The sequence below is a fragment of the Mesorhizobium sp. CO1-1-11 genome, from assembly GCF_020164995.1.
Classification (GTDB): domain Bacteria; phylum Pseudomonadota; class Alphaproteobacteria; order Rhizobiales; family Rhizobiaceae; genus Mesorhizobium; species Mesorhizobium australicum.
Genome location: NZ_JAIUHE010000003.1, coordinates 65,526 through 91,829, shown reverse-complemented (window position 1 = coordinate 91,829; position 26,304 = coordinate 65,526). Strand labels below are relative to the sequence as shown.

Below are 26,304 nucleotides of genomic sequence, written 5' to 3'. Positions count from 1 at the left end.
AACAAGGGAGGAAGTACATGTTGCGCAAACTGCTTATCGGAACGGCGCTCGCTTCGGGCCTGGCTTTCGCGGCCCATGCCGAGGACGTCAAGGAAGTGCAGATGCTGCATTGGTGGACGTCGGGCGGCGAAGCGGCTGCTCTCAACGTGCTCAAGGGCGATCTGGCCAAGGAAGGCTATGCCTGGAAGGACGTTCCCGTGGCCGGCGGCGGCGGCGATGCCGCCATGACCGCGCTGAAGGCGATGGTCGCGGCCGGCAACTATCCGACCGCCTCGCAGATGCTCGGCTACACCGTGCTCGACTATGCCGCTGCCGGCGTGATGGGCGACCTCACAGAGACGGCGAAGAAGGAAGGCTGGGACAAGTCGGTTCCGGCCGCGCTGCAGAAGTTCTCCGTCTATGACGGCAAGTGGGTTGCCGCTCCGGTCAACGTCCACTCCGTCAACTGGCTGTGGATCAACAAGGCGGTGATGGACAAGATCGGCGGCACCGAGCCTAAGACCTTCGACGATTTCATCGCCCTGCTCGACAAGGCCAAGGCGGCTGGGGTCACCCCGCTCGCGCTTGGTGGCCAGAACTGGCAGGAAGCGACCATGTTCGATTCCGTCGTGCTGTCGACCGGCGGACCTGAGTTCTACAAGAAGGCGATGAACGACCTCGACGACGCGTCGCTCAAGTCCGACACGATGAAGAAGTCGTTCGACAATCTGGCCAAGCTCGTCACCTATGTCGACCCGAACTTCTCTGGCCGCGACTGGAACTTGGCCACCGCGATGGTCATCAAGGGCGATGCGCTGGTGCAGGTCATGGGCGACTGGGCCAAGGGCGAGTTCCACGCCGCCAACAAGACACCGGGTACGGACTTCCTCTGCTATCGCTTCCCGGGCACCGACGGCTCGGTGATCTACAACTCCGACATGTTCGGCATGTTCAACGTTCCGGACGACCGCAAGGCCGCCCAGATCGCTCTGGCCACCGCCACCTTGTCGAAGAGCTTCCAGTCGGCCTTCAACGTCGTCAAGGGTTCGGTTCCGGCCCGCACCGACGTGCCTGACACCGACTTCGACGCTTGCGGCAAGAAGGGTATCGCCGACCTGAAGAAGGCCAATGAAGGCGGCACGCTGTTCGGCTCGCTGGCCCAGGGCTATGGCGCGCCTCCGGCTGTCGCCAATGCCTACAAGGACGTCATCTCGAAGTTTGTCCACGGTCAGATCAAGACCTCGGACGAAGCCGTGACCGAACTGGTCAAGGCGATCGACGACGCCAAGTAAGCGCCGGCCACAAACACCTTCCCCGCTCCGGCGGGGAAGGTTTCCGGTCCGTGAGGCCGATCGGCCGGATGCCGACGGGAGGAACCCCATGAGCAGTGTAGCGACAACCCAGATCAAGCTGACGCCGGAGCGGTCGCGCACCTCGGTGCGCTCGCGCCTGCAGGATGCCTTGCCCAAGATCGTGCTGGCGCCGAGCTTCGCCATCACCATCGCCTTCGTCTACGGCTTCATCCTGTGGACGATCTATCTGTCCTTCACCAACTCCAAGACCTTCCCGTCCTATGCCATAACAGGCGCACGCGCCTATCAGCGATTGTGGGGCTGGACCTTCGACACCGACCCGCCATCGAGCTGGTACACGTCGATCACCAATATGGGCATTTTCGGCTTTCTCTACATCTTGATCTGCCTGGCGCTCGGCCTGTTCCTGGCCATCCTGCTCGATCAGAAGATTCGCGGCGAAGGCGTTTTGCGCCCCATCTACCTCTATCCGATGGCGCTCTCCTTCATCGTCACCGGCGTTGCCTGGAAATGGTTCCTCGACCCCGGCCTAGGTCTCGAACAGACGCTGCATCAATGGGGCTGGACGAGCTTCCATTTCGACTGGATCAAGAACAAGGATTTCGTCATCTACACCGTGGTCATCGCCGGCGTCTGGCAGGCCTCCGGCTTCATCATGGCGATGTTCCTGGCCGGCCTGCGCGGTATTGACGGCGAGATCATGAAGGCGGCGCAGATCGACGGCGCCACCACCTTCCAGCTCTATCGCCGCATCGTCATTCCGCTCTTGCGGCCGATCTTCCTGTCGGCCTTCATCGTGCTCGCGCACCTAGCCATCAAATCCTACGACCTGGTCGTGGCACTGACCAGCGGCGGCCCCGGCGGCTCGGCCTGGTTGCCGTCCAACTTCATGTATGAATACACCTTCAAGCGCAACGAAATGGCCGTCGGCTCGGCCAGCGCCGTGATCATGCTGATGACCATCGTCGCCATCATCGTGCCCTATCTCTATTCCGAACTTAGGGAGAAATCGCGATGAGCGCCGTGACCACTCCCGCCCGCCGGGCCAGCGGCGGCGTCAACGTCAAGATTGTCAACCGCATCGTCATCTACGGGCTTCTGGCGCTGTTCGCACTGTTCTACCTGATGCCGCTGTTCGTCATGCTGGTGACCTCGTTCAAGACCATGGACGAGATCCAGAACGGCAACATGCTGGCGCTGCCAAAGGCGCCGACCTTCGACCCCTGGCTGAAGGCCTGGGGTGAGACCTGCGTAGGCCTCACCTGCGCCGGCATCAAGGGCTATTTCTGGAACTCCATAAAGATGGTGGTTCCGGCCGTGCTGATCTCGACCATGCTCGGCGCGCTCAATGGCTACGTGCTGACCAAATGGCGTTTTCGCGGCGCGACCCTGGTGTTCGGGCTGATGCTGTTTGCCTGCTTCATCCCGTTCCAGTCGGTACTGTTGCCGATGGCGACGATCCTGGGCAGCCTCGGACGGTTTGGCGTGTCGCTGCAGAACACGGTCGGAACCAGCTTCGGCCTCGGCAACCCGACGGTGAACCTGGTGTTCGTCCACGTCGTCTACGGCATCGGCTTCACCACGCTGTTCTTCCGCAACTATTACGAGGCGTTCCCGACCGAACTGGTCAAGGCCGCGCAGGTCGACGGCGCCTCTTTCTTCCAGATCTTTCGGCGCATCATGCTGCCGAATTCGATGCCGATCTTCGTCGTCACCGTCATCTATCAGTTCACGAACATCTGGAACGACTTCCTGTTCGCCTCCGCCTATGCCGGCACCGGCGACGCCATGCCGATGACGGTGGCGCTCAACAACGTCGTCAACACCTCGACAGGCGTCGTCGAATACAACGTCAACATGGCGGCCGCGATGATCGCGGCACTGCCCACCCTTCTCGTCTACGTGCTCGCCGGCCGCTACTTCGTGCGTGGCCTGATGGCGGGCGCGGTCAAAGGATAACCCAATGGCTTTTCTGGAAATTGATGGTCTGAGGAAGCGTTTCGGCCAGGTCGAGATCCTGAAGGGGATCAATCTCGAACTGGAAAAGGGCGGCTTCCTGGTGCTGGTCGGCCCTTCCGGCTGCGGCAAATCCACCTTGCTCAACACCATCGCCGGACTGGAGACCATCACCTCCGGCGATATCCGCGTCGATGGCCGCACCATCACAGATCTGCACCCGTCCAAGCGCGACATCGCCATGGTATTCCAGAGCTACGCGCTCTACCCCAACATGACGGTCGCCGGGAACATCTCCTTCGGCATGGAGATGCGCGGCGTGCCGACCGACGAACGCCAGAAGGCGATCGACAAGGTGGCCAAGGTGCTGCAGATTGGCCATCTGCTGAACCGCAAGCCGAGCCAGCTTTCGGGCGGCCAACGCCAGCGCGTCGCCATGGGCCGGGCGCTGGTGCGCGACCCCAAGCTGTTCCTGTTCGACGAGCCGCTGTCCAATCTCGACGCCAAGCTGCGCGTCGACATGCGCATCGAGATCAAGCGCCTCCATGCCACCACCGGCACAACCATCGTCTATGTCACCCACGACCAGATCGAGGCGATGACGCTGGCGACCAAAATCGCCGTCATGCGCGATGGCGAGGTGCAGCAATTCGGCACGCCGGCCGAGATCTACAACAACCCCAGCAATGTCTTCGTCGCCGACTTCATGGGTTCGCCGGCGATGAACCTGATCCCGGCGACCATCGACGGCAATGGCAGCGACCTGGCCGTCGTGCTCGATCGCGAGGCACGCCAGCCGATCACTCTGCCGATGGCCAACGCCCCGGCCGGATTGTCGGCGTTCAAGGGCAAGCCGGTCATCTTCGGCGTTCGCCCCGAGGCGCTCACCGATCCGGAAGGCGCGGAGCGCAACGCCTCGCAAATCGCCACCGCCGATTGCCATATCGAGGTGGTGGAGCCGGCCGGTTCCGATACCTTCGCCGTCACCAACCTCGGCGGCAAAGGCGTGGTGGCGCGGCTGCGCGCAGATGCCAACATCCAGCCCGGCACCAACACGCCGCTCGCCTTCAACCTGACCAAGGCGGTGTTCTTCGATCCGGCGACCGAGAGCCGTATTCGCTAATGCGCGTCGCCCAAAAGTGGGTTCGGTTTTGGGGCAACGACATGCATCAAGACAATAGACCTAAAGCGCGTCGCATGTGTCCATTCAAAAGCGGCGCGCTTTAGGCCATGACAAACCCGGATATCGTCATCATCGGCTCCGGCATCGGCGGCGCCACGATCGCCTCCGGCCTGGCCGGCAGCGGCGCCTCGATCCTGATACTGGAACGCGGCGAGCCGCTGCCGGCAACGCCGCATGCACGCGACACGCGCTCGATTTTCGTTGATGGCCACTACCGGCCGAAGGAGATGTGGCGTGAGGCCGGTGGCGCCGCATTCAACCCGGGCAATTACTACTATGTCGGCGGCAATTCGAAATTCTTCGGCGCGGTGCTGATCCGCTACCGCAAAGAGGATTTCTCCGCCATGGAGCACTTCGGCGGCGTCTCGCCGGCCTGGCCGTTTTCCTATGACGAATTCGAGCCTTGGTATTCCAGGGCAGAGCAGCTGTTCCGCGTGCGCGGCACGCTTGGCGAGGACCCGACCGAGCCGTTCCACTCGATCCCCTATGCCTATAAGCCTGTGCCGGACGAGGCGCCGATCGCCCGTGCCCGCGCCGAGCTCAAGGGGCTGGGCCTGCATCCGGCCTCGCTGCCGCTCGGCGTCGATATCGACACCTGGCTCAGGGAAGGCAGGACCGGCTGGGACGCTTTTCCGAACACTGGCCAGGGAAAGATGGACGCCCAGACCGCACCGCTGGCGGCGGCACTGAACGATCCGAACATCAAGCTCGAAACCGGCGCCCATGTCGAATATCTCGAGACTGCTCCGGACGGAAAAACCATATCAGCGGTTCATTACCGCCAGAGCGGCGAGCTGAAAAAGCTGTCGCCAAAACTGGTCATCCTGTCGGCAGGCGCGGTCAATTCAGCGGTCATCCTGCTGCGCTCGCCCTCACCCAGCAATGGCAAGGGGGGCGGCAAGGGCCTGGCCAACCGCTCCGACCAGGTCGGCCGCAACTTCATGAACCACAATTCGAGCGCCATGCTGGCGATCGATCCGCGCCGCCGGAACGATGCCGTCTACCAGAAGACGCTGATGCTCAACGATTATTACCTCTCCGACGGCAAGGGCGGCAAACCGCTCGGCAATGTCCAGCTTCTCGGCAAGATCGACGGCAACATGCTCAAGGCCAATGTGAAACGAGTGCCGAAATTCGCGCTCGATTTCATGGCCGGCCATGCGGTCGACTGGTACCTGATGTGCGAGGACCTGCCAGATCCCGAAAGCCGCATCATGGCCGACGGCAAGGACATCGTCATGCAATGGCGGCGCTCCAACATGCAGTCGCTCGACGGGCTGACCAAGGTGATGCGCGAGAATTTTCGCGCCTGCGGCTATCCCCTGGTGCTGTCGCGCCCTTTCGACAAACGCACGCCCTCGCACCAGTGCGGCACGGTGAAAATCGGAGAAGATCCGGCGACGTCGCCGCTCGATCCGTTGTGCCGTGCCTTCGATCACCGGAACCTGTTCGTCGTCGACGCCGGTTTTCTGCCGAACTCGGCCGCCGTGAACCCGGCGCTGTCGATCGCCGCTCAGGCGCTGCGTGTCGCCGAACACATCCGCAAGACGGACCTCGCCGCATGACCCGCCCGGCGGCCATCGTCACAGGCGGCGCGCGCGGCATCGGCCTTGCCTGCGCCGAAGCGCTGGCCGACGCCGGCTTCGACATTCTCGTCGCTGACCTTGCCCAAACAGCCGCAGGCGAGCTCGCCGCTGACATAACCGCGCGCGGCGCGAAGTTCGGCTATTTCGGCTGCGACATCGCCGATCTTTCCGCCCACGCCGCCCTCGTCGACTCTGCCATGCGCGCGTTCGGCCGCATCGATTGCCTGGTCAACAATGCCGGCGTCGGCGCCGTGGTGCGGGGCGACCTGCTGGACCTCAAACCCGACAATTTCGACCGCGCGCTCGGCGTCAACCTGCGGGGCACCGTCTTCCTCAGCCAGGCGGTCGCCAAGGCGATGCTCCGCCAGCCCAGCGATGATGCGAAATCGATCATCACCATCACATCGGTCAGCGCCGAGATGGCCTCGCCGGAACGCTCCGAATATTGCATGTCGAAGGCAGGGCTTTCGATGTGGGTGAAGAATCTGGCGCTCAGGCTCGCCCCGGAAAAAATCGGCGTGTTCGAGCTGCGGCCGGGCATTATCCGCACCGACATGACGGCGGGCGTGACCGCCAAATACGACGCTTTGATAGACAGCGGCCTGGTGCCGGCGAAACGCTGGGGCGAAGCGTCCGACATCGGCGCCATGGTGGCCGCGCTCGCTGCCGGGAGACTGGGCTTTTCGACCGGCTCGATCATCAATGTCGACGGCGCGCTTTCCGTGCCTCGGCTATGAACGGATGAGACAATGACCGACTACATCATCGTGGGCGCCGGCCCTGCCGGCTGCGTGCTGGCCAACCGGCTGAGCGAGGATCCCTCCAATTCCGTGCTGCTGCTCGAAGCCGGTGGCAAGGATTGGCATCCCTATATCCACATGCCGGCGGGCTTTGCCAAGATGACCAAGGGCATTGCGTCCTGGGGCTGGTCGACGGTGCCGCAGAGAAACATGAACGACCGCGTCTTCTGGTACACGCAGGCCAAGGTGGTCGGCGGCGGCTCCTCAATCAACGCCCAGATCTACACGCGCGGTAATGCGCGCGACTACGACGCCTGGGAGAAGGAGGAAGGGCTGGCCGGCTGGGGCTACCGCGACGTGCTGCCCTATTTCAAACGGGCCGAAAACAACCAGCGCTACGCCAACGATTTCCACGGCGACCAGGGCCCGCTCGGCGTCTCGAACCCGATTGCGCCGCTGCCGATCTGCGAAGCCTATTTCCGCGCCGGCCAGGAGATGGGCATTCCCTTCAATCCGGATTTCAACGGCGCTGCCCAAGAAGGCGTCGGCTATTACCAGCTGACCCAGAAGGATGCCCGGCGCTCCTCCGCCTCGGTCGCCTATCTCAGGCCGATCCGCGCTCGCAAGAACCTCACCGTCAGGACCGACGTACTGGTCACCCGCATCGTCGTCGAGAACGGTCGCGCCATCGGCGTCGAGGTGGTCGACAGGCCGGGCGGCGAAACAAAAATCCTGCGCTCCGACCGCGAGGTGATCGTCTCGTCCGGCGCCATCGGTTCGCCTAAGCTTTTGATGCAGTCGGGCATCGGCCCGGCCGACCATCTGAAATCGGTCGGCGTCACGCCGGTGCATGACCTGCCCGGCGTCGGCTCCAACATGCAGGACCATCTCGACCTGTTCGTCATCGCCGAATGCACCGGCGACCACACCTATGACAATTATGCCAAGCTGCACCGCACGGCCTGGGCTGGCCTGCAATATCTGCTGTTGAAGAAGGGGCCGGTGGCGTCCAGCCTGTTCGAGACCGGCGGCTTCTGGTACGCCGACCCGACCGCCGCCTCGCCCGATATCCAGTTCCATCTGGGTCTTGGCTCCGGCATCGAGGCTGGCGTCGAGAAGCTGAAAAACCCAGGCGTCACCTTGAACTCGGCCTTCCTGCGCCCGCGCTCACGCGGCACGGTGCGGCTGAAAAGCGCTGATCCCGCCGACCACCCGCTGATCGACCCCAACTACTGGTCCGATCCTTATGACCGCGACATGTCGCTGAGAGGGCTGCGGCTGGCGCGCGAGATCATGCGGCAGAAGGCGCTTGCCCCTTACGTGCTGCGCGAGGTGCTGCCCGGCCCGTCGCTCGCCAGCGACGATGAGCTGATCGACTATGCCTGCCGCACCTCCAAGACCGATCACCATCCTGTCGGCACCTGCCGCATGGGCCATGATGAGATGGCGGTGGTGACGCCGGACCTGAGACTGCGCGGCATCGAGGGGCTGCGCGTCTGCGATGCGTCTGTGATGCCGCGCGTGCCTTCCTCCAACACCAATGCGCCGACGATCATGGTCGGCGAAAAGGGTGCCGACCTGATCCTCGGCCGCGAGCCGCTGCCGCCGGCGGTGTTTTCCGGCAATCGTGCTGCTTAGGGAGTGGTAAAATGATCAGGCACTGCGTTTTCGCCAGATTTCGTAGCGATGTGTCGTCGACCGAGCGCACGGCCATCCACGCCGGCCTCGAGGCGTTGCGACAGGTGGTCGAAGGCATGGACACCGTCCAGTTCAGCACCAATGTCAGCCCAGAGCCTTTCGCGCGCGGGTTCACCCATGGCTTCACCATCGATTTCCGCGATGCCGCGGCGCGCGACGCCTATCTCGTGCATGAGGCGCATCAGCGTGCCGGCGCTCGCCTGGTCGCGGCTCTCGAAGGCGGCACGGACGGATTGATGGTCTTCGATCTCGATCTTACGAAAAAGTGACCGCCCGCCTTTCGAAAGCCGGCTGATCGCTGTTCTCTTTTGCCGACAGGGCGACATATCGTTCCTTTGGGGATGCAAAAGGAGGACGCCTTGAACCTCACTACCGAGCAGAAGAAAACCGTCCTGGCCTCATTCCTGGGCTGGACGCTCGATGCTTTCGATTTCTTCCTTCTGACATTCCTGCTCACCGATATTGCGACTGAATTCCAGACGGATGTCCCGGCAGTCTCAAAGGCACTGTTCCTGACCTTGGCCACGCGCTTCATCGGCGCGTTCTTCTTTGGCATGCTAGCCGACAAATACGGGCGCAAGCCCATTCTCATGCTCAATATCGTCAGCTATTCGGTGATCGGGGCGCTCGCCGCCTTCTCGCCCAATCTCGGCATCTTCCTGGCGCTGCGCGCGCTGTTCGGCATCGCCATGGGCGGCGAATGGGGCCTCGGCAGTTCACTCGCCATGGAATCCGTCCCGCCGAGCGCCCGCGGCATCGTCTCGGGCATCCTGCAATGCGGCTATCCGGCCGGCTACCTGCTGGCGGCGGTGGTCTATGGCCTGCTCTACCAGCAGACGATCGGCGGCTACACGATCGGCTGGCGCGCCATGTTCCTGCTCTCCTTCGTCCCGGCGCTGGTCGTCCTGTTCATCCGCTCGCATGTGCCGGAATCTCCTGCCTTCGTCGAGGCACAGAAAACCGCTCGACCGGGGATGCTGGAGACTTTGCAGAAGCACTGGGGCGTCGCGCTCTATGCCGTCGTGCTGATGATGTTCTTCAACTTCTTCAGCCATGGCACGCAGGATCTCTATCCGACCTTCCTGAAGAAGCAGCACGGCTTCGATCCACATACGGTGAGTTGGATCACCATCGTTGCCAACATCGGCGCCATCGTCGGCGGCCTGGCATTCGGTGCGCTGTCGGAGAAGATCGGCCGCGTCAACGCCATTACACTCGCCTGCATCATCGCCTTGCCGGCGATCCCGCTATGGGCCTACAGTTCAACGCCGTTCATGCTGGCCATCGGCGCCTTCGTCATGCAGGTCGCGGTCCAGGGCGCCTGGGGCGTCATCCCGGTCCACCTCAACGAGCTTTCGCCGGGTGCGGTGCGCGCCACCTTGCCCGGCTTCATCTACCAGGCCGGCAATCTCGCCGCTTCCTATGGCGGTCCATATCAGGCCGGGATCGCCGAAGCCCCCGGCGGCAGCTATGGCTATGCGCTGGCGCTTTTTGCCGGTGTGGTCGCCGTCTGCATCATCGTCGTCATCCGCTTCAGTCCGGAGCGGCGCGGCCAGGTAATGACGGTGCTCGGCTGAGAGGTCAACCCATCCTCAACGCGATGACGCCCGCAACAATGCTGAGCGCGGCAGCGCCGCGCCAGCCTGTCATCTTCTCGCCGAGGGCGTAGACCGAGATCATCATGGCAAACAGGATCGAGGTCTCGCGCAGCGACGCCACCGAGGCGATCGGCGCCTTGGTCATCGCCCACATGACGATCCAGTAGGCGGCGCCGGAAAGCACACCGGTGAACAGTCCCGTTTTCCAGTCGCGCGCCAGAACGGGCAGCGCCTTGGGCCCTCGGAAAACGAGGCACAGCACCAGCGCCCCAAATGCATCGCAGATGAACAGCCAGGCGGCATAGCTCTGCGCCGTTGCCGCCAGCCGCGCGCCGCTGCCGTCGGACAGCGTGTAGCTGGCGATGAAGATCGACGTGCCCAGCGCATAGCCGACCGCGCGCAGATTCAGCTTCTCCAGATGCGCGCCACCGCGAAACGACATCACCAGCGTGCCGGCCGACAACAGCAGGATGCCAAGGATGGCAAGCGGCGCCGGCACTTCGGCGACGACGAACATGCCGCCAATCGCGGCCAGCAGGGGTGCCGTGCCACGCGCCAGCGGGTAGGTCTGGGCGAAATCGCCGGCCTGGTAGGCGCCGATCAGGAAGGTGCGATAGCCCATGTGGAAGATCACCGAAGCGATGATGTAGGGCCAGACCTCCGCCTTCGGCATCTCGACGAATGGCAGCACGACGATGGCAGCAGTGCCCATGCCGAGCGTCATCAGCGTGATCGACAGAAAACGGTCGAGATGCACCTTGACCAGTGCGTTCCAGATCGCGTGCATGGCGGCCGCGGCAAGCACCGCGAAGAAGACGAAAAGCGTCATGGGGAGCTCATCGACCTCCCAAGCCGAAGGGCGTCTCGAGATCGATGTCGACCCGGACCGGGAAGTGGTCGGAAGCCACCTCGCCCATGTCTGATCCAACCGAACGCACACGCCCGGCTAACATGCCGCCGACGAAGCAATGGTCAAGCCGGCGCTTTGCCAGTCTGCCGTCGATGATCTTCTCATGCGTATGGAAATCCGCTACCGGCTCGCTGGCGACAGAAGCGGCATCGACGAAGCCGTCGAGATAGGCAGCGCCCCGATGATAGGGCGTGCTGCCGACAATGCGGCGATATTCGGCGCTGCCGGGTTCCATGTTGAAATCGCCCATCCAGATCGTCGCCAGCGGATTTTCCGGCTCGACTTCCCCATGTGTCCAGTTACGCGAAGGTTCGTCGTCCGCGCCGCTCCACGGTCCGCCTTCCGATGGTACCCGGCGGTGCTCGGCCATGAGATAATCGATCTGCTCCAGCCGCTCTTCCGCCGCGATGTGCGCGAGATGCAGCGACAGCACCCTGACCGGCCCGGCCGGCGTGCGGATCATGCATTCGAGGGCGGCGTTGCGGGTGTTGAGCGGCCGCAGCGTGCGGCGCATCGGCAGCGCGTGCAGTCGCGACCAGACGATCGGCAGCTTCGACATAACCATGGTGCCGAACTGCCGGCGGCGATTGACCAGACGGCCGTCGCGCAGCTCGCTGGCATCCATGTCGAAGGCTGGGCCGTAGACCCAGTGATACCCAGGCAGCAATTGCGAAAGCCGCTCCGGCTGGTCGTCGAAATCGCTGCGTTGCCAGTGCCGCTCGACCTCCTGCAAGGCGATGATGTCGGCGCCGGCGACAAGGCGTGCCGCACGCGAAAGATCGTAGCGCCCGTCGCTGCCGAATCCGTACTGGATGTTGTAGCTGACCAGCTTCATTGCTTATCCGGCTCACTTTTCGACGTTGGCAGTAACGGTTCGGCCGATCGCTTGCAATGTGCAGGAGGACGGACGGGGCTTGGGCCAGCAGGGCAGCGGCCGAGACGCGGTATCTGCTAGTCGGTGGTCAGCGGCTGGAACCGGCCTGCCGGCGATGCCGCAAGTTCCGTCCAGTCGATCTCTTCCTCCAGACGGTGATAGGCTTCGTCACCGATGGTGCCGTTGCGGCGCAGCTCCTCCAGGGCATCGCGCTGGCTTTTGATGGCATAGAGACGCAGCCTGTCATATTCGGTCGCGGCCTGGGCATCCTCGGGATTTTTGGCGATCTTGCGCTGGGCGGCATATTGCTCGCGCACCGCGGCTGCGGCGCTCGAGGTCTTGCCGCTCAATACATCAAGCGCGGCCTGCATGACCACGACGCGCGCCTTCGCTACCTCCCGGTCGACCGTTTCGTCGGGATCCAGCTTCAGGACGCGCAGCAGCGGCTTCAGGCTCATTCCTTGCAGCACCAGGGTGCCGAGCACGACCGTGAAGGCGGCGAGCACGATCGGGTCGCGAGCAGGAAATTCGACCGGCAAGGCGAATGCCGCGGCAAGGGTTACCAGTCCCCGCATGCCGCACCAGCCGATGAGCACGCCGCCGCGAAAGGACGGCGTATCCGGCTGATGCTCGGCGCCGCCAAAGCGGGCAAACCACCTGATGACTGCACCGCAGCCCAGCACCCAGATCAGGCGCGAAACGATGACGACCGCCAGCACAGCCGCGGCAAAGACGAATGCGTCGAGCTCTCCCGTACCGGCGAGCCGTCCGACGATCGACCGCGCCTGCAGACCCATCAGCACGAAGGCCAGCACGTTGAGCACGAACACCGCCGTCTCCCAGACCGAATAGGAACTGACACGCTTTCTCGCCGACATTCGGCGTGGCGCGGTCCGCGCGATGGTCATGGCGTAGACGACGATGGTGATGATCGCCGAGAGACCCAACCTGTCCGCCAGGATCCAGACACCGAACGTGCCGGCGAACTGCACCACGGTACCGCTGGCCGCGTCCTCGATGCGGCTCAGCGTGGCAAGCGACAGCCGACCGAGTACATAGCCGGCCACCAGGCTACCAACGGTCGACAAGACGACCATGGGCGCGGCGCTGCTCAACAGGAACGGACCGAGTGCGGCGGCGACAGCGATACGGTAGATCAGCAGCGCGGTTGCATCGTTGAGCAGGCTCTCGCCTTGCAGGATGGTGGTGATGCGGTGCGGCACCTTGAATTGTCCGAGCACGGCCGACGCCGCGACGGCATCGGGCGGCGCTACGATGGCGCCAAGGGCGACGGCCGCGGCGATCGGCAGGCCTGCCATCTTCCAGCCGAGCAGCGCAACCACTGCGGTGGTGAAAACGACCGCCCCCAAGGCCAGCAGGGCGAGCGGCAGCCGGTTGCGATTGAGATCGCGCAACGAGGTGTCATAGGCGGCGTCGAGCAGCACCGGCGCGATGAACAGGGCCAGCGCCAGTTCCGGGTCGATTTCGATGGTGGGCATGCCGGGCAGGAAGGCGATGCCCGCGCCCGCCAGCGCCAGCAGCGACGGATAAGGAACTTGCAGCCGCCGCGACAGCGCCGTCAGCGCGACTGCAATCAACAGAAGGATAAGCGTCAGTTCGAAAAGAGCCATGCTCTATCGTAGCCGCCGAACGAGGCGATTGGCAGTGCCAAAGTCATGGTCGTGAAACAACAGGGACACCTCTGGCACGGGCCGTGTCGTCCGCCGACAGCATGAGAAATCCCGACGGCTGGAGCGCCCGTTTGGGAGCGCCTTCCGACAGCGGACTACCTAGTGCAGCACCAGCATATCGCTCGACGAGAACGAAATCTCGGCCTTCTCCCCGACTGCGGGCGGCGGGGTGGCGGAGTTGTTGAACGTGTCGAGCGAGACCGTGTTGCCGCCGATGCCGACACGGACCCGGATAACCGAGCCGAGGAAGTGCACTTCGGAAATCTCTCCGGTCAGGCTGGAGTCGCGGCCGGGCTGGCGGCCGAGCGAAATCGCCTCGGGTCGCAGCGCCAGAGACAGCGTGTCGCCGGACTTCGAGCCGTTGAGCTTGCCCTTGAGCGAGACTTCCTGCGTGTTGACCTGCACCTTGCCGGAGGCGGCGTCGGTGACCTTGCCTTCGAGCACGTTCAGCGTGCCGACGAAATTGGCGACGAACTTGGTCGCTGGCCGGTTGTAGATCTCGAACGGCGTCGCGACCTGCTCGGCCTTGCCGCCATACATGACGGCGATGCGGTCGGAGATCGACAGCGCCTCTTCCTGGTCATGGGTCACGAAGATGGTGGTGATGCCGAGCTTCTTCTGGATCGAGCGGATTTCTTCGCGCAGCGACACGCGCACCTTGGCGTCCAGCGCCGACAGCGGCTCGTCGAGCAGCAGGAGCTTTGGTTTCGGCGCGATAGCACGCGCCAGCGCGATGCGCTGCTGCTGGCCTCCGGAGAGCTGGTAGGGATAGCGGTCCGCCATCTGCGGCAGCCTGATCATGTCGAGCATCTCGGCGACGCGCTTGTCCGCGTCGGCCTTCGGCATGCCGGCAACCTTCAACCCGAAAGCGATGTTCTGCGCCACCGTCAGGTTCGGGAATAGCGCATAGGCCTGGAACACCATGCCGACGTTGCGCTGGTTGGGCTTCAGCCGCGTGATGTCCTTGCCGGCGACGACGATCTTGCCGGCCGACGGCTCCTCGAAGCCGGCGACCATGCGCAGCACCGTCGTCTTGCCGCATCCGGATGGCCCCAGGAACGAGACGAACTCGCCCGGCTCGACGTCGAGGCTGAAATCCTGCACCACGGTGTTGGACCCGTAGGACTTTCGCACATGCTGGATGGACAGGAATGGCTCGGCCATGGCTTTTTCTCTCAGGTCAGTGCTTTTCGATCAATTCGGGCGGTTCGCCGATTTCGGCGCGAAGCGAGACAGGATCTGGATGAGCGACATGCAGCCCCAGGTAATGGCGAAGGCGATGATGGCAAGGGCTGCCGGTTCATAGGCGCGGTTGGCGCCGACGTTTTGCAGATACGGGCCAAAGGCCGGACGGTTGAGAAGGCTCGCCATGGTGAACTCGCCGATGACGATGGCGAAGGTCAGGAAGGCGCCCGACAGCACGGCGATCAGGACATTGGGCAGGATCACCCGGCCAATGATCGTGCCCCAGCCGGCGCCCAGGATCTGCGCTGCTTCGGTCAATGTCCGCACATCGATGGTGCGCAGCCCCGTATCGACGGCGCGATACATGTAGGGCAGAGCCAGCGTCGCATAGCCGATCACCAGCAGCGCATTGGCGCCCATATTGCTGCCCAGGAACGGCAGCGGGGAATTCGAGCCGTACATCCTGATATAGCCGAACACGATGACGATGGCCGGAATGACCAGCGGCAACAGCGTGATGAATTCGACGATCGGCCTGAGCTGCGGCAGGCGCAGCCGGATCCAGTATGCCGCCGGCACCACGATCAGCACGCCGAGGATGATGGTGAAGACGGCCGCTACCACCGAATACAGGAAGGTCGACTGGAAGCGAGCGTCGCCCAGCACGATCTGGTAGGCATCGAAGGAATGGACGCCGCGGCGCATGCGCAACGAGAACTCGACAGTCGCCATCAGCGGAATGAAGAAATAGGCCGCGCCGACAATGAAGACGACCCAGGCCCAGAATTTGCCCGACTTCATTTGAGCCACCTTTCGGACCGGGTCCGGAACCAGATGTAGAAGACGTTAGCCAAGCCCGTGATGACGATCATGCCGAAGGCGATGGCATAGCCGAGCTGCGGGTTGTGCAGCACGTCGCCGTTGATCTGCGAATAGAGCTTGATAGGAACGATGTTGAGTGCCGGGCCGGCAAACGCATAAGCCGTGGCGATGGCGCCGAAGGAATTGGCGAACAACAGGATAACGGTGCCGAGGAAGCTCGGCCACAAGACCGGGATGACCACCATGCGCCAATACTGCGACTGGGTGGCCCCGAGTGTGGCGGCGGCCTCGCCCCATTCCTTCTTCAAGCCGTCGATGGCCGGCACGATGATGACCACCATCAGCGGAATCTGGAAGAACAGATAGACCGCGATCAGACCCGATGTCGTGAGGAAATTGAAACCCATCGCGTAGATGTTGACATTGAGAACGTCACGCAGAAGCGTCGTGACGATGCCGACGCGGCCGAGGGTCGCCAGGAAGGCGAAGGCCAGTGGCAAGCCGGCGAAATTCGAGGCGACGCCCGAAAAAGTCAAGGTCGCCGAGCGGGTCCAGTTAGGAAGCCCGCCGCGCACGATGGCGATGGCAATCGCGAGCCCGGCAAAGGCACCGATGACCGCCGACCAGAAACTGATCTTGATCGAAACCCAGTAGGAAGCGCTGATCGAGGGATCGCTGACCAGCTGCAGTATATTATCAAGCGTCAGCTGACCGTCGCCATTCTGGAAAGCGCCCAGGACGAGATAGATCGTCGGCAGGATCAGGAACATCAGGACAAAGATGAAGAAAGGCGCCACGCCAATCCACTGCATCGGAAAGCGGAAAGTGGTCGCCTCGTTCGGCGGCGCGGGCTTGGTGGTGACGGACTGATTTGAAAGCGTAAGATCGGTCATGCGCCGGCTACCGTCTTCGAGGGGAAACCGGGCGGCCTCGCGGCCGCCCGGTGGATTTCAAGCCTTACTTGACGTTGGCGCCGACAACGGCGTCCCAGTTCTTGCTGATGGTCTCCTTCGCCTTGCCCTGCTCGTCGAGCGTCGGGAAGGCAGCCGAGGCGTAGGATTCCGCCGGCGGCAGCTTGGCCAGAACGTCCGCGGGGATCTTGCCGTTCTTGGCAAGATCGTTGAAGCGGATCGGGTGGCAATAGCCCTTCAACCAGCCGATCTGGCCTTCGTCGGAATAGAGATATTCCATCCACAGCTTGGCTGCATTCGGATGCGGCGCGAACGCGCTGATCGCCTGCACGTAAACGCCAGCGACAACGCCGGTCTTCGGCACGATGACGTCGACGGGCGGGTTGCCCTTCAGCGTGTCGCGACCGGCGAGCGCGTTGTAGTCCCAGTTGATCAGGATCGGGGTCTGGCCCTGGGCAAGCGTTGCCGGCTTGCCGACGACCGGCACGAAATTGCCGGCGGCGTTGAGCTTCTTGAAGAAGTCGAGGCCGGCGGTGCCAGCGGCTTCACCAGCAGCCGCGCCACCGGAAAGGCCCGCGGCGTAGACGGCCTGGATGGCCTGGTTCGAAGCGCGCGGATCGCCGGCAACGGCGACCGCGTTGGCGAATTCGGGCTTGAGGAGATCGGCCCAGTCCTTCGGCGACTCCTTGATCAGGTCCTTGTTCACCATGAACGAGAGAACGCCATAATAGTCTCCGTACCAGGCGCCATCGGCATCCTTGGCGCTGTCCGGGATCGAGTCCCAGGTCGACACCTTGTATGGCATCAACAGGCCATCGGCCTTGGCGGTCGGGCCGAAGGACAGGCCGACGTCGATGACATCAGGAGCCTGCGGGCCCTTGTTGTCCTTGTTGGCCTTGATCGCCTCGACTTCGTCGCCGGAGCCGGCGTCGGGGTTGAGTTCGTTGACGGTGATTTCCGGATACTTCGCCTTAAAGCCGGCGATGACGTCGCCGTAACCGCACCAGTCATGCGGCAAGGCGATCGTGGTGAGCTGGCCTTCGGCCTTGGCGGCCTTGATGAGATCGTCCATCGAAGCGGCGGACGAAATCACCGACGACACCATCAGGGTCGCGGCCGAAAGGGAAAGCACTTTCCCCGTGAATTTGAACATGTGTTCTCTCCATTGAACTGACGCCGTTGGACGTCTGCGATGCGGTATCGTTTTCGTGTGACAGCCAGATGAAAGCTTTGTGAAACCGGCGCCTCGCAGCGTGAAAAGTTAACTCTTTTTAACGGACTGTAGCAATTAGCCATCACTTAATTTTCCGGCTAATCATTAATCCGCCCCTATATCGCCCCTTCCCCTCTCCTTTCCCCTCGTTTCCGATCAACTTCCGCATCCAGGAACCGGCCTCAGACCGTCCCGGCGATGGCGTTTTCGAGCAGTGTCAGCGCCGCCTTCTTGGTCAGCTTGACCGGGTTGCCGCCGGCCGTCGGATCGACCACCGCCATGTCGGCGATCAGGCCCTTGCGCTTCTTGTCCATGTCGAGCCCCTTGATCAGGCCCGGCAGCGCGTGCGGCACCTTCAACTCCTTGCGCAGCTTGATAACAGCCTTGGCGAAGCCGTCGAAACCGCCCTTGATGCCGCAATAGGCGGCGAGCCGGGCGATACGCTCCTCGATGGAGTCGCGATTGAAGGCCAGCACATATGGCATGAACACGGCATTCGTCATGCCATGATGGGTGTCATAGAGCGCGCCGATCGGATGCGACAGCGAGTGGATGGCACCCAGCCCCTTCTGGAAGGCCGCGGCGCCCATGGCGGCCGCGCTCATCATGTGGGCGCGGGCGACGAGATCTTTGCCATTGGCATAAGCCTTCGGCAGGTTCTCGAACACCAGGCGTATGCCTTCGACGGCAATGCCGTCGGCCATCGGATGGTAGCCCGGTGCGCAATAGGCTTCGAGGCAATGGGCAAGCGCGTCCATGCCAGTGCCGGCGGTGATAAAGGAAGGCATGCCGGCCGAAAGCTCCGGATCGGCGATGACGATCGCCGGCAACAACTTCGGATGGAAAATGACCTTCTTGGTATGCGTCTCCTCGTTGGTGATGACGCCGGCGCGGCCGACCTCCGAGCCGGTGCCGGCGGTGGTCGGCACCGCGATGATCGGCGCGATGGCGTCGGAGTTGGCGCGCGTCCACCAGTCGCCGACATCCTCGAAGTCCCAGACCGGCCTGACTTGGCCGGCCTGGAAGGCGATCAGCTTGCCCAGGTCGAGCGCCGAGCCGCCCCCGAAGGCGATGACGCCGTCATGCTTGCCCTTCTTGAACACCGCGATGCCAGCGGTGAGGTTGGACTCGACCGGGTTCGGCTTCACCTCGGAGAACACGCCATAGGGCACCTTGGCCTCGTCGAGAATCCTGAGCGTCGAGGCGACGACCGGCAGTTTCGCCAATCCCGGATCGGTGACGAAAAGCGGCCGCTTGATGCCGGTGGCCGCGAGCACCTCCGGCAGTTCCTTGATGCGCCCGGCACCGAACCGAACGGTGGTGGGGTAGTTCCATTTGGAGATGAGCTTGGACATTTTTGTCTTTCGAAAATTAGATGGCTTCACGCAGATGGAAGGATTTCGGCCGGGTCAGATTGTCATAGCCCAGCGCCGACAGGGCAACGCCCTTGCCGGTGTCCTTGACGCCGGTCCAGACCAGCGCGGGATCGAGATAGTCGCAGCGGTTCATGAACACCGTGCCGGTCTCGACGCGGTCGCCGATCGCCACCGCATGCTCGGTGTCGCGCGTCCAGATCGAGGCCGTCAGCCCGTAGGGGCTGTCGTTCATCAAAGCTATCGCCTCCTCATCGTTGCGCACCTTCATGATGCCGACGATCGGGCCAAAGCTTTCCTCACGCATGACGCTCATCTGATGGTCGACTTGCGTCAACACCTCCGGCGCCAGGTAAGGCGAGCCGGCCTTGTCGTTAGCCACCTTCATGTCGATGTGCGCCTTGGCACCCTTGCGCAGCGCTTCGGCCTTCTGCTCGCGGATCAGGTCGGCAAAGCGCGCCTGCGCCATCGGTCCCATCGTCGTCGCCTGCTCCAGCGGATTGCCGACGACATAATTCCTGGTCTCGGCGATGAAGCCTTCGACGAACTCGTCATAGACTTTTTCGTGCACATAGACGCGTTCGATGCCGCAGCAGCACTGGCCGGAATTGAAGAAGGCGCCGTCGACCAGATTGGCCACGGCATGGTCCATCTTGGCGTCGGGCAGCACATAGGCCGGATCCTTGCCACCGAGTTCGAGCCCAAGCGTCATGAAGGTGCCTGCCGCCGCCTTTTCGATGGCACGGCCGCCAGCGACCGAGCCGGTGAAATTGACATGGTCGATCTTGCCGGAACCCAGCAGTTTTTCCGTCTGTGCATGGTTGAGCACGACATTCTGGAACACGCCCTTTGGCAGGCCGGCCTTGTCGAAAGCCTGTTGAAAGCGCTCGCCGACCAGCAACGTCTGCGCGGCATGTTTCAGGATGACGGCGTTGCCGGCCATCAGCGCCGGCACGATGGTGTTGACCGCTGTCAGATAGGGATAGTTCCATGGCGCGATCACCATGACCACCCCAAGCGGATCCTTCTTCACATAGCGCCGGAAGCCGTCCTTCGGGTTGGCGGCCGGCACGGACTTGAGCGCCGCTTCCGCGATCTCGACCATATAGTTGGTACGCTCCTTGACGCCGCCGAACTCGCCGCCATAACGAACGGGACGCCCCATCTGCCAGGCGATCTCCGGCACGATCTCGTCGGTCATCGCGACCAGTGCTTCCAGCATCGCCAGCATGTACTTGCCGCGCTCGACGATCGGCGTCTGCGCCCACTTCTCCTGCGCCGCCTTGGCACGCTCGACCGCGGCGTTGATCGCCTGGTCGGTAGCGATCGGCCGCTCCGCATAGATCGAGCCGTCGATGGGGGATTTGAGTTCTACGGTTTCCAAAAGGTGCTCCATTTAGCAGGCTAATGTACGCAGATGGCCGTTGCGGCTGTAGCGAAGGATGGGCTCGTCTCGCGTCACAAGAACCATGTCCAAGGCCCTTGCAGTGGCAATCAGTATTCGATCCATGGGATCGCCATGGGGCGAACCCGGCAAGTTGGAGGACGCGATCAGAATAGCCGGCGAAATCGCGCTGAGTTTCGCGGACATGCGCTCAATGAATCGCTCTACGAAATCGAGCGGCGCTATGGGCAAGTTGAGCCGGCCCTTGGCCACACCGATGCCGATCTCCCATGCTGACATCGGCGAGAGATAGAGGCGGCCATCATAGGCCGCGTCGGAAATCTCCTGGCTTGCCTGAGGGTCGATTTTGCTGTCGTTTGCAATGAAGATCATCGCGCACGTGTCCAGCAGCAGGCTCGGCTCTTCACTCATTTGCGCATCATGTGTTTGCCATGCTGCGCCTGAGTTTCACCGCCCAGATAACCCCGATCCCAAGGCTCATCATCGAACGGTTTGGTGACATCAAACCCGGCCTCGATAGCTATCAAGCCCTTCATGAAACCAAATCCAGGGTGACGGTGCGTACGCACAGCGGGTGCGGCGTCACCGGTCGGCATCTTGCGAACGCGGCGAAAGACAAGCTTGCCAGTGCCTACGTTGACGGATTCGGTCTCGAATCCGGCCTCGAGCCACTCCCTGGTCATGGGATTGTTGCTCGGATTGTTGCTCCACCACGCGGGGTATCGCTTCGATGCCGGCAACGGCAGACTAAGCACGCTCTCGATCTCATCGAACGACATAGGCACACGGTCGGCATTCTGGGCGACCAGAAATTCCTTCAGCGGCGCATATTTGGACATTGCGAACTCCCCAACAATTGCAGCTTGCAGCCTTCATATGAGCTACATTAACTACATTGTCAACAATAAAGCTGCATAAAGCTTTAATATCGCTCGAACCCTCTGTGCAGTTCCCAATCCGTGATACGCCGATCGTATTCGAACTGCTCCCACTTCGCTGTGTGGACATAGTGCTCGAGCACATCCTCGCCGAGCGCCTGTTTCAGCATCTTCGATTTCGCCAGCGTCTCGGTCGCGTCGCGCAGCGTCTTTGGAATTTCCGGCAAACGAGAAGCCTGATAGGCGTCGCCGACGAAAGGCTTCTGCAATTCCAGCTTCTCGTCGATACCGGCGAGGCCGGCCGCGATCAGCGCCGCGAAGGCGAGATAGGGATTGAGGTCGGCGCCGCCGATGCGGCATTCCATGCGGATGCCCTTGGTGCCCTCGCCGCACAGGCGGAAGCCGGCGGTGCGGTTGTCTTCGCTCCACATGATCTTGGTCGGCGCGAAAGTGCCGGCCTGGAAGCGCTTGTAGGAATTGATGTAGGGCGCCAGGAACCAGGTGAATTCCTTGGCGTATTTCAGCTGCCCGGCCGCCCATTGCTGGCCGAGCGTCGACAAGGTCCAGTCGGCTTGTCTGTCGAAGAACAGCGGCGTCTTGCCGTCCGCGCTCCACAGCGAATTGTGGATGTGGCTCGAATTGCCGGCGAGACCGTAATTATACTTGGACATGAAGGAAATCGCCTTGCCTTCGGACTCGGCAATCTCCTTGGCGCCGTTCTTCAGGATGACGTGGCGGTCGGCCATGTCGAGCGCCTCGGCGTAGCGCACATTGATCTCTTCCTGGCCCGGACCCCACTCGCCCTTGGAATTCTCGATCGGAATACCGGCGGCTTCCATCTCGTTGCGAAGCCGGCGCATGACGCCTTCTTCCTTGGTGGTGATGCCGATCTGGTAGTCGCCAATATAGGGCGAGGCTGTATCGAGCCCCTGCCAATGCTTCTTGCGGGCGGAATCGTAGGTTTCGTTAAACAGATAGAATTCGAGCTCGGAAGCGAAATAGCCGATATAGCCGCGCTCGCTCAGCCGCTTGACCTGCTTCTTCAGGATGGCGCGCGGCGAATGCGGCAGGTCGTCATGGGTGTGGTGGTCGAGCACGTCGCAAATGACGAGCGCCGTCTTTTCCAGCCAGGGAATGCGCCGCAGCGTCGCCAGGTCCGGCTTCATGACGAAGTCGCCATAGCCCTTCGACCAGCTTGCCGCCTTGTAGCCCGGCACCGGCTCCATATCGATGTCGGCCGCCAGCAGGTAATTGCAGCCATGCGTCTCGTCATGCGCGGAATCGACGAAGTATTGCGCCAGGAACCGCTTTCCCGCCAACCGGCCCTGCATGTCGACAATGCATGCCAGCACCGTGTCGATCTCGCCGCTGGAGACCGCTTTCTTCAACTGATCGAACGAGAAACTTCCGGCCATTCCTTTGGCACTCCAGTGCTTGGCGTTTCGGGCTTGTCATATTGAACGAGAACAAAAAACCGTGGCGAGCGAACCCGCCACGGCTTGATTGGTTGTTTAGGCGGATTCGCCGACGGCCTTTTCGGCCGCTGCGATGATCGCCCTGCGCTTGGCGATTGCCGTCTCGCCGATGGGCGGCCCCTGGAAGCGGCGGTTCTCGACGGCAAACCACAAAACGACAAGCAGAACGATCAATCCGATCGCATAGTTGATCAAGATGTCGAAGGGCGGTTGGATGCCGGCATACATCAACACCAGAACACCAAGCACGGTGATGACGGCGAACGGCTTTGACCAGATGCCGAGCCGGAATGGCCCGAACTCGGTCCAGCTCTTTCCTTCCGCAAGAAGTCCGGCCGCGATCGGCATGGCGTAGGAGACGTAGAGGAAGAGTGCGCAGCCGGCTGCCAGCGCCGCGAAAGCCGGCGAATAGAGCGTGGCGGCGATCGACAGAACGACGCCGAGCCAGATGGCTGGGACGGGCGTGCGCCAGGTCGGCGAAACCTGCTTCCATAAAGAAGACCCCGGCAGACCTCCGTCACGCGAAAAGGCAAAGATCATGCGCGAGGTCGAAGTGAGCCCTGCTAGCGCGCACAGATAGTTCGACAGCACGATGGCGATGCCGAGCAGAGCCTTGAGCCAGGTTGGCGCCGGCAGATTGTTGAACAGGTTGAACCAGGCATTGCCGCCGTCCTTGGCGGTCGCCACGAGATCGGGGCTGGCAAGGACAAAGGAGACCGCCATGACGAAACCGAAGACGAGAGACCAGAGGACCGCGTGGATCATGCCTCTGGGCACAGCGACGCGGGCATTGTGCGTTTCCTCGGCGGTATGCGCGGAGGCGTCAAAGCCGGTGATCGTGTAAAGCGGGTAGAGAAGGCCAATCAGGAAGGCCACGAGTGCGGTGCGGGCCGTCGGAACATAGCCACCACCGAGATCGCCGGTCGTGTTGACGAAAGTCGTCAGCCGCGCGAGGTCGAAGCCATGCGCGCCCCAGATCAGGAAGGTCAGCGTCAGCACGACCGCGACAACGAGGATGAGGTAGCCGGAAAAATCGGTCAACATCGTCGTCGTCTTGATGCCGAGATGATTGAACAGACCTTGGGTAACTGTAATCAAGACGACTGCCGCCGTCTGTTGCCAAAAGCCCCAGGCCGATGTGTCCCAGCCGAAGATCGGGCCAGCAACGAGCCCCTGAAACAGCAGGTAGACGCCGACATTCACCGAAGCGACGACGAAGATCAGGCCGAGCAAGTTGATCCAGGCCGTGGCCCAGCCCCAGCCGCGTCCGCCTAGGATCGAGGACCAGTGATAGAGGCCGCCGGCTGTCGGATAGGCCGATCCAATCTGGCCGAGAGAAGCCGCGACCACGAGCGCAAAGACGCCGCCGATGACCCAGCCGATGGTCGCCTCGAAACCGCTGCCGGTGGCCATGGCCAGCGGGAAAGACGTAATGCCGCCCGCCAGAATGCAGATGATCGAGAAGGAAATGGCGAAGTTGGAGAAGCCGCTCATGCGGCGCGCTAGTTCCTGGGCGTAGCCCATACTGTGGAGGATTTTTGTGTCCTCCGACTTGTCAGAGTGATCAGGTGTTGTCATGTCAGAGTTCCCCTGTTGGTTCTTAGCTGGCCGATTGAACTGACTTTCCGACTGCGCTTCGTCGAGAGCCCTTGGCCTCCTCTGGCTCCAGATCCGAAAAAATGCCCGTGAGCATATCCGCCCATTTCCGCTGCCCGGTTTCGCCGGAGATTTCATCGTTGCGGATTTCGATCATCGCGCAGGGTAGCCCGCGCGAGCGCGCATGCCGTTCCAGCGTGAAATAGACGCGGTCGGCCGGCGAATAGGGTTCGTTGATGCCGACGGTGATGCCTGAGAGCCGTTGCAGCGCCGATATCAGCGGCGACGCCAGCCGGCGATCTTCGTCATGGATGATGCCGATATGCCAGGGCCGATTGCGGCCCTTGTAGACCGGCGTGAAGGAATGAACGGAAACCAGGCGGGTCTCCTGGCCGCGCGCCAACCGGTCCTCGACGATGCGCTCGATGGCGCCATGGAACGGTTGCCATGACAGGGCGACCCGCGCCGCGCGCTGTTTTTCCGACAGGCCGGTATTGCCCGGTATGGCAGTGGTTTCGCTGACCGGCGGCACCAGGTCCGGCGCATCGAGCGGCCGGTTGCAGTCGATGACGAGACGCGAAATGCGGGCTTCGACCAGCGTCGCATCGAGCGCCTGCGCCATCCGCAGCGCAACCGGCAAAGCACCGGGATCCCAAGCGATATGGCGGGACAGGTCGTCGACGGCAAGGCCGAGCGTGCCGAATTCAGCCGGAAGGAAATTGGAAGCGTGATCGCAGGTCAGCACGAAGGGGCTCGATCCGCCGGGGTTCGTCACCCTCACGGTATCAGACGATGCAAGGCTGGCGGGCCGCGCTGTCTCCATAGTCCTGCCGTCCCCTGGGAGCGCTGTATCGTATGTTACGTATTTTGTTTCATTGCGTCCCGGTGGATGATTTCATACAGTTTGTTTGGCTTTGTCAAATGCGATCTGGGGAAAAGACGGTCGGCGGGCCAAGGGTGGGGAAAAGATGATTTCCAACATTGCCGAATTGATTGCCGACCGTATCGGCGCGATGCCCGCCGGCGAACGGCGCGCAGCGCAGACGCTGATCGCGAGCTATCCGATGATCGGCCTCAAGACAGTCGCCGAATTCTCATCCGCGGCCGGCGTCTCCTCGCCGACGATCCTGCGTTTCGTCGCCCGGCTGGGCTTCCAGAATTACCCCGAGTTCCAGTCGAGCCTGCAGGATGAACTGGCGGCGCAATTGCAATCGCCGGCGATACGAACGCTCAACCCGCCCTCGCCTAGTGGCGGCACGGTGTCGCCCATGCTGGAAGCAACGCTCGACAATATGCGCGAGACCTTCAGGCACCTGTCCGACAAGCAGCTTGCCGACATTGCCACCAGGCTGGCCGAGCGGCGTGGCAAGACATTCCTGATCGGCGGCCGCTTTACCGACCCGCTGGCGCGCTACATGGCCGCCCATCTCGCCGTCATCCAGCCCGATGTCTTTCACCTCGCCGGCCAGGAGAGCATGTGGCGTGACCGGCTGATTGACATGGGCAAGCGCGACGTGCTGGTGATCTTCGACATCAGGCGCTACCAGGACAGCCTCGTCCGCTTCGCCGAGAAGGCGCATCAGCGCGGCGTTCAGATCGTACTGTTCACCGACCAGTGGCTGTCGCCGATCGCCCGCTTTGCTCGCCATGTCATCGCCGGACGAACCGCCGTGCCTTCCGCATGGGATTCCTCAGCGGCACTTTTCGTCGTCGCCGAAACGTTGATCGGCGCCGTCACCAGGCAACTCGAGGCCGACGGCGCCCGGCGCATCCGCGAGATGGAAGGCCTGCGATAGGCAGAATCCTCCGGATCATTGCATCGGCTTCGCGGCCGTCTCGGTTTCACGTTACCGAGATTTAATGTGCACGATTGCGTGATAATTGCCATAAACCGCTGATATCGGGGTGTGGCGTGGCC

General features: G+C 62.5%; 24 protein-coding genes. 10 read left to right on the top strand and 14 right to left on the bottom strand.

Annotated features, from left to right (window positions below):
- Positions 1-17: 17 nt before the first annotated feature.
- The 9 genes from LB554_RS04370 to LB554_RS04330 all read left to right on the top strand — a co-directional run bounded on the left by LB554_RS04370 (position 18) and on the right by LB554_RS04330 (position 10,032).
- Positions 18-1,271 (top strand): ABC transporter substrate-binding protein, encoded by a 1,254-nt coding sequence (locus tag LB554_RS04370; RefSeq protein WP_140789006.1) that lies wholly within the window; start codon positions 18-20, stop codon positions 1,269-1,271.
- Between the two features lie 88 nt (positions 1,272-1,359).
- Positions 1,360-2,310 (top strand): carbohydrate ABC transporter permease, encoded by a 951-nt coding sequence (locus tag LB554_RS04365; protein WP_224583283.1) that lies wholly within the window; start codon positions 1,360-1,362, stop codon positions 2,308-2,310.
- A complete protein-coding gene (locus LB554_RS04360) occupies positions 2,307-3,251 on the top strand; it encodes a carbohydrate ABC transporter permease (protein ID WP_140713381.1) in 945 nt (314 codons plus the stop codon). Before LB554_RS04365 ends, LB554_RS04360 begins: the two co-directional genes overlap by 4 nt.
- Before the next feature lie 4 nt (positions 3,252-3,255).
- A complete protein-coding gene (locus LB554_RS04355) occupies positions 3,256-4,371 on the top strand; it encodes an ABC transporter ATP-binding protein (protein ID WP_140721325.1) in 1,116 nt (371 codons plus the stop codon).
- Between the two features lie 107 nt (positions 4,372-4,478).
- Positions 4,479-5,996, top strand: coding sequence for an FAD-dependent oxidoreductase (locus LB554_RS04350; RefSeq protein WP_224583281.1), 1,518 nt, complete (start codon positions 4,479-4,481; stop codon positions 5,994-5,996).
- Positions 5,993-6,754 (top strand): 3-ketoacyl-ACP reductase, encoded by a 762-nt coding sequence (locus tag LB554_RS04345; RefSeq protein WP_224583278.1) that lies wholly within the window; start codon positions 5,993-5,995, stop codon positions 6,752-6,754. The genes LB554_RS04350 and LB554_RS04345 overlap by 4 nt, the downstream gene beginning before the upstream one ends.
- Positions 6,755-6,766: 12 nt before the next feature.
- Positions 6,767-8,395, top strand: a complete 1,629-nt coding sequence (locus LB554_RS04340) for a GMC family oxidoreductase (protein WP_224583276.1) — start codon at positions 6,767-6,769, stop codon at positions 8,393-8,395.
- An 11-nt stretch (positions 8,396-8,406) separates the two neighbouring features.
- The gene (locus tag LB554_RS04335) at positions 8,407-8,724 is read left to right on the top strand and encodes a Dabb family protein (RefSeq protein WP_140793310.1); all 318 of its coding nucleotides are present in this window, start codon (positions 8,407-8,409) and stop codon (positions 8,722-8,724) included.
- A gap of 72 nt (positions 8,725-8,796) precedes the next feature.
- Complete coding sequence (locus LB554_RS04330) at positions 8,797-10,032, top strand: MFS transporter (RefSeq protein ID WP_140823105.1); 1,236 nt, start codon at positions 8,797-8,799, stop codon at positions 10,030-10,032.
- A gap of 4 nt (positions 10,033-10,036) precedes the next feature.
- Here the strand turns inward: LB554_RS04330 and LB554_RS04325 are convergent, their stop codons facing one another.
- The 14 genes from LB554_RS04325 to LB554_RS04260 form a co-directional block, all read right to left on the bottom strand.
- The gene (locus LB554_RS04325; protein ID WP_015315815.1) at positions 10,037-10,882 is read right to left on the bottom strand and encodes an EamA family transporter; all 846 of its coding nucleotides are present in this window, start codon (positions 10,880-10,882) and stop codon (positions 10,037-10,039) included.
- A 7-nt stretch (positions 10,883-10,889) separates the two neighbouring features.
- Entirely contained in the window at positions 10,890-11,798 is a 909-nt protein-coding gene (locus tag LB554_RS04320; protein WP_224583274.1) for an endonuclease/exonuclease/phosphatase family protein, read from the bottom strand.
- A gap of 116 nt (positions 11,799-11,914) precedes the next feature.
- On the bottom strand, positions 11,915-13,468 hold the full coding sequence (locus tag LB554_RS04315) for a cation:proton antiporter (protein WP_224583273.1): 1,554 nt from the start codon (positions 13,466-13,468) through the stop codon (positions 11,915-11,917).
- 159 nt (positions 13,469-13,627) lie between these two features.
- On the bottom strand, positions 13,628-14,692 hold the full coding sequence (locus tag LB554_RS04310) for an ABC transporter ATP-binding protein (protein ID WP_015315812.1): 1,065 nt from the start codon (positions 14,690-14,692) through the stop codon (positions 13,628-13,630).
- Between the two features lie 30 nt (positions 14,693-14,722).
- A complete protein-coding gene (locus LB554_RS04305) occupies positions 14,723-15,514 on the bottom strand; it encodes an ABC transporter permease (protein ID WP_015315811.1) in 792 nt (263 codons plus the stop codon).
- A complete protein-coding gene (locus tag LB554_RS04300; protein WP_140619323.1) occupies positions 15,511-16,428 on the bottom strand; it encodes an ABC transporter permease in 918 nt (305 codons plus the stop codon). Before LB554_RS04300 ends, LB554_RS04305 begins: the two co-directional genes overlap by 4 nt.
- Before the next feature lie 64 nt (positions 16,429-16,492).
- Positions 16,493-17,599 carry an ABC transporter substrate-binding protein gene (locus LB554_RS04295; RefSeq protein WP_015315809.1) on the bottom strand — a complete coding sequence of 369 codons (1,107 nt, stop codon included), beginning with the start codon at positions 17,597-17,599 and terminating at the stop codon, positions 16,493-16,495.
- A 242-nt stretch (positions 17,600-17,841) separates the two neighbouring features.
- A complete protein-coding gene (locus LB554_RS04290; RefSeq protein WP_224583270.1) occupies positions 17,842-19,014 on the bottom strand; it encodes an iron-containing alcohol dehydrogenase in 1,173 nt (390 codons plus the stop codon).
- A gap of 16 nt (positions 19,015-19,030) precedes the next feature.
- Positions 19,031-20,428, bottom strand: a complete 1,398-nt coding sequence (locus LB554_RS04285) for an aldehyde dehydrogenase family protein (RefSeq protein ID WP_224528778.1) — start codon at positions 20,426-20,428, stop codon at positions 19,031-19,033.
- Positions 20,429-20,848: a type II toxin-antitoxin system VapC family toxin gene (locus LB554_RS04280; RefSeq protein WP_015315806.1), complete on the bottom strand. Its 420-nt coding sequence runs from the start codon at positions 20,846-20,848 to the stop codon at positions 20,429-20,431.
- Positions 20,845-21,276 (bottom strand): hypothetical protein, encoded by a 432-nt coding sequence (locus LB554_RS04275; RefSeq protein ID WP_015315805.1) that lies wholly within the window; start codon positions 21,274-21,276, stop codon positions 20,845-20,847. The genes LB554_RS04280 and LB554_RS04275 overlap by 4 nt, the downstream gene beginning before the upstream one ends.
- 83 nt (positions 21,277-21,359) lie before the next feature.
- Entirely contained in the window at positions 21,360-22,730 is a 1,371-nt protein-coding gene (locus tag LB554_RS04270) for a glutamine synthetase family protein (RefSeq protein ID WP_015315804.1), read from the bottom strand.
- A 96-nt stretch (positions 22,731-22,826) separates the two neighbouring features.
- Entirely contained in the window at positions 22,827-24,368 is a 1,542-nt protein-coding gene (locus tag LB554_RS04265) for an amino acid permease (RefSeq protein WP_015315803.1), read from the bottom strand.
- A 22-nt stretch (positions 24,369-24,390) separates the two neighbouring features.
- Positions 24,391-25,209, bottom strand: a complete 819-nt coding sequence (locus LB554_RS04260) for an N-formylglutamate amidohydrolase (RefSeq protein WP_224583268.1) — start codon at positions 25,207-25,209, stop codon at positions 24,391-24,393.
- A 145-nt stretch (positions 25,210-25,354) separates the two neighbouring features.
- On the opposite strand from LB554_RS04260, the gene LB554_RS04255 reads away from it, so the two are divergent.
- Complete coding sequence (locus LB554_RS04255) at positions 25,355-26,182, top strand: MurR/RpiR family transcriptional regulator (protein ID WP_015315801.1); 828 nt, start codon at positions 25,355-25,357, stop codon at positions 26,180-26,182.
- The last annotated feature ends 122 nt before the right edge of the window (positions 26,183-26,304 follow it).

Bases quoted from the DNA above. Each gene is read 5' to 3' on its own strand.
- LB554_RS04370 (WP_140789006.1), top strand. From the start codon at position 18: ATGTTGCGCAAACTGCTTATCGGAACGGCGCTCGCTTCGGGCCTGGCT.
- LB554_RS04365 (WP_224583283.1), top strand. From the start codon at position 1,360: ATGAGCAGTGTAGCGACAACCCAGATCAAGCTGACGCCGGAGCGGTCG.
- LB554_RS04360 (WP_140713381.1), top strand. From the start codon at position 2,307: ATGAGCGCCGTGACCACTCCCGCCCGCCGGGCCAGCGGCGGCGTCAAC.
- LB554_RS04355 (WP_140721325.1), top strand. From the start codon at position 3,256: ATGGCTTTTCTGGAAATTGATGGTCTGAGGAAGCGTTTCGGCCAGGTC.
- LB554_RS04350 (WP_224583281.1), top strand. From the start codon at position 4,479: ATGACAAACCCGGATATCGTCATCATCGGCTCCGGCATCGGCGGCGCC.
- LB554_RS04345 (WP_224583278.1), top strand. From the start codon at position 5,993: ATGACCCGCCCGGCGGCCATCGTCACAGGCGGCGCGCGCGGCATCGGC.
- LB554_RS04340 (WP_224583276.1), top strand. From the start codon at position 6,767: ATGACCGACTACATCATCGTGGGCGCCGGCCCTGCCGGCTGCGTGCTG.
- LB554_RS04335 (WP_140793310.1), top strand. From the start codon at position 8,407: ATGATCAGGCACTGCGTTTTCGCCAGATTTCGTAGCGATGTGTCGTCG.
- LB554_RS04330 (WP_140823105.1), top strand. From the start codon at position 8,797: ATGCAAAAGGAGGACGCCTTGAACCTCACTACCGAGCAGAAGAAAACC.
- LB554_RS04325 (WP_015315815.1), bottom strand. From the start codon at position 10,882: ATGACGCTTTTCGTCTTCTTCGCGGTGCTTGCCGCGGCCGCCATGCAC.
- LB554_RS04320 (WP_224583274.1), bottom strand. From the start codon at position 11,798: ATGAAGCTGGTCAGCTACAACATCCAGTACGGATTCGGCAGCGACGGG.
- LB554_RS04315 (WP_224583273.1), bottom strand. From the start codon at position 13,468: ATGGCTCTTTTCGAACTGACGCTTATCCTTCTGTTGATTGCAGTCGCG.
- LB554_RS04310 (WP_015315812.1), bottom strand. From the start codon at position 14,692: ATGGCCGAGCCATTCCTGTCCATCCAGCATGTGCGAAAGTCCTACGGG.
- LB554_RS04305 (WP_015315811.1), bottom strand. From the start codon at position 15,514: ATGAAGTCGGGCAAATTCTGGGCCTGGGTCGTCTTCATTGTCGGCGCG.
- LB554_RS04300 (WP_140619323.1), bottom strand. From the start codon at position 16,428: ATGACCGATCTTACGCTTTCAAATCAGTCCGTCACCACCAAGCCCGCG.
- LB554_RS04295 (WP_015315809.1), bottom strand. From the start codon at position 17,599: ATGTTCAAATTCACGGGGAAAGTGCTTTCCCTTTCGGCCGCGACCCTG.
- LB554_RS04290 (WP_224583270.1), bottom strand. From the start codon at position 19,014: ATGTCCAAGCTCATCTCCAAATGGAACTACCCCACCACCGTTCGGTTC.
- LB554_RS04285 (WP_224528778.1), bottom strand. From the start codon at position 20,428: ATGGAGCACCTTTTGGAAACCGTAGAACTCAAATCCCCCATCGACGGC.
- LB554_RS04280 (WP_015315806.1), bottom strand. From the start codon at position 20,848: ATGAGTGAAGAGCCGAGCCTGCTGCTGGACACGTGCGCGATGATCTTC.
- LB554_RS04275 (WP_015315805.1), bottom strand. From the start codon at position 21,276: ATGTCCAAATATGCGCCGCTGAAGGAATTTCTGGTCGCCCAGAATGCC.
- LB554_RS04270 (WP_015315804.1), bottom strand. From the start codon at position 22,730: ATGGCCGGAAGTTTCTCGTTCGATCAGTTGAAGAAAGCGGTCTCCAGC.
- LB554_RS04265 (WP_015315803.1), bottom strand. From the start codon at position 24,368: ATGACAACACCTGATCACTCTGACAAGTCGGAGGACACAAAAATCCTC.
- LB554_RS04260 (WP_224583268.1), bottom strand. From the start codon at position 25,209: ATGGAGACAGCGCGGCCCGCCAGCCTTGCATCGTCTGATACCGTGAGG.
- LB554_RS04255 (WP_015315801.1), top strand. From the start codon at position 25,355: ATGATTTCCAACATTGCCGAATTGATTGCCGACCGTATCGGCGCGATG.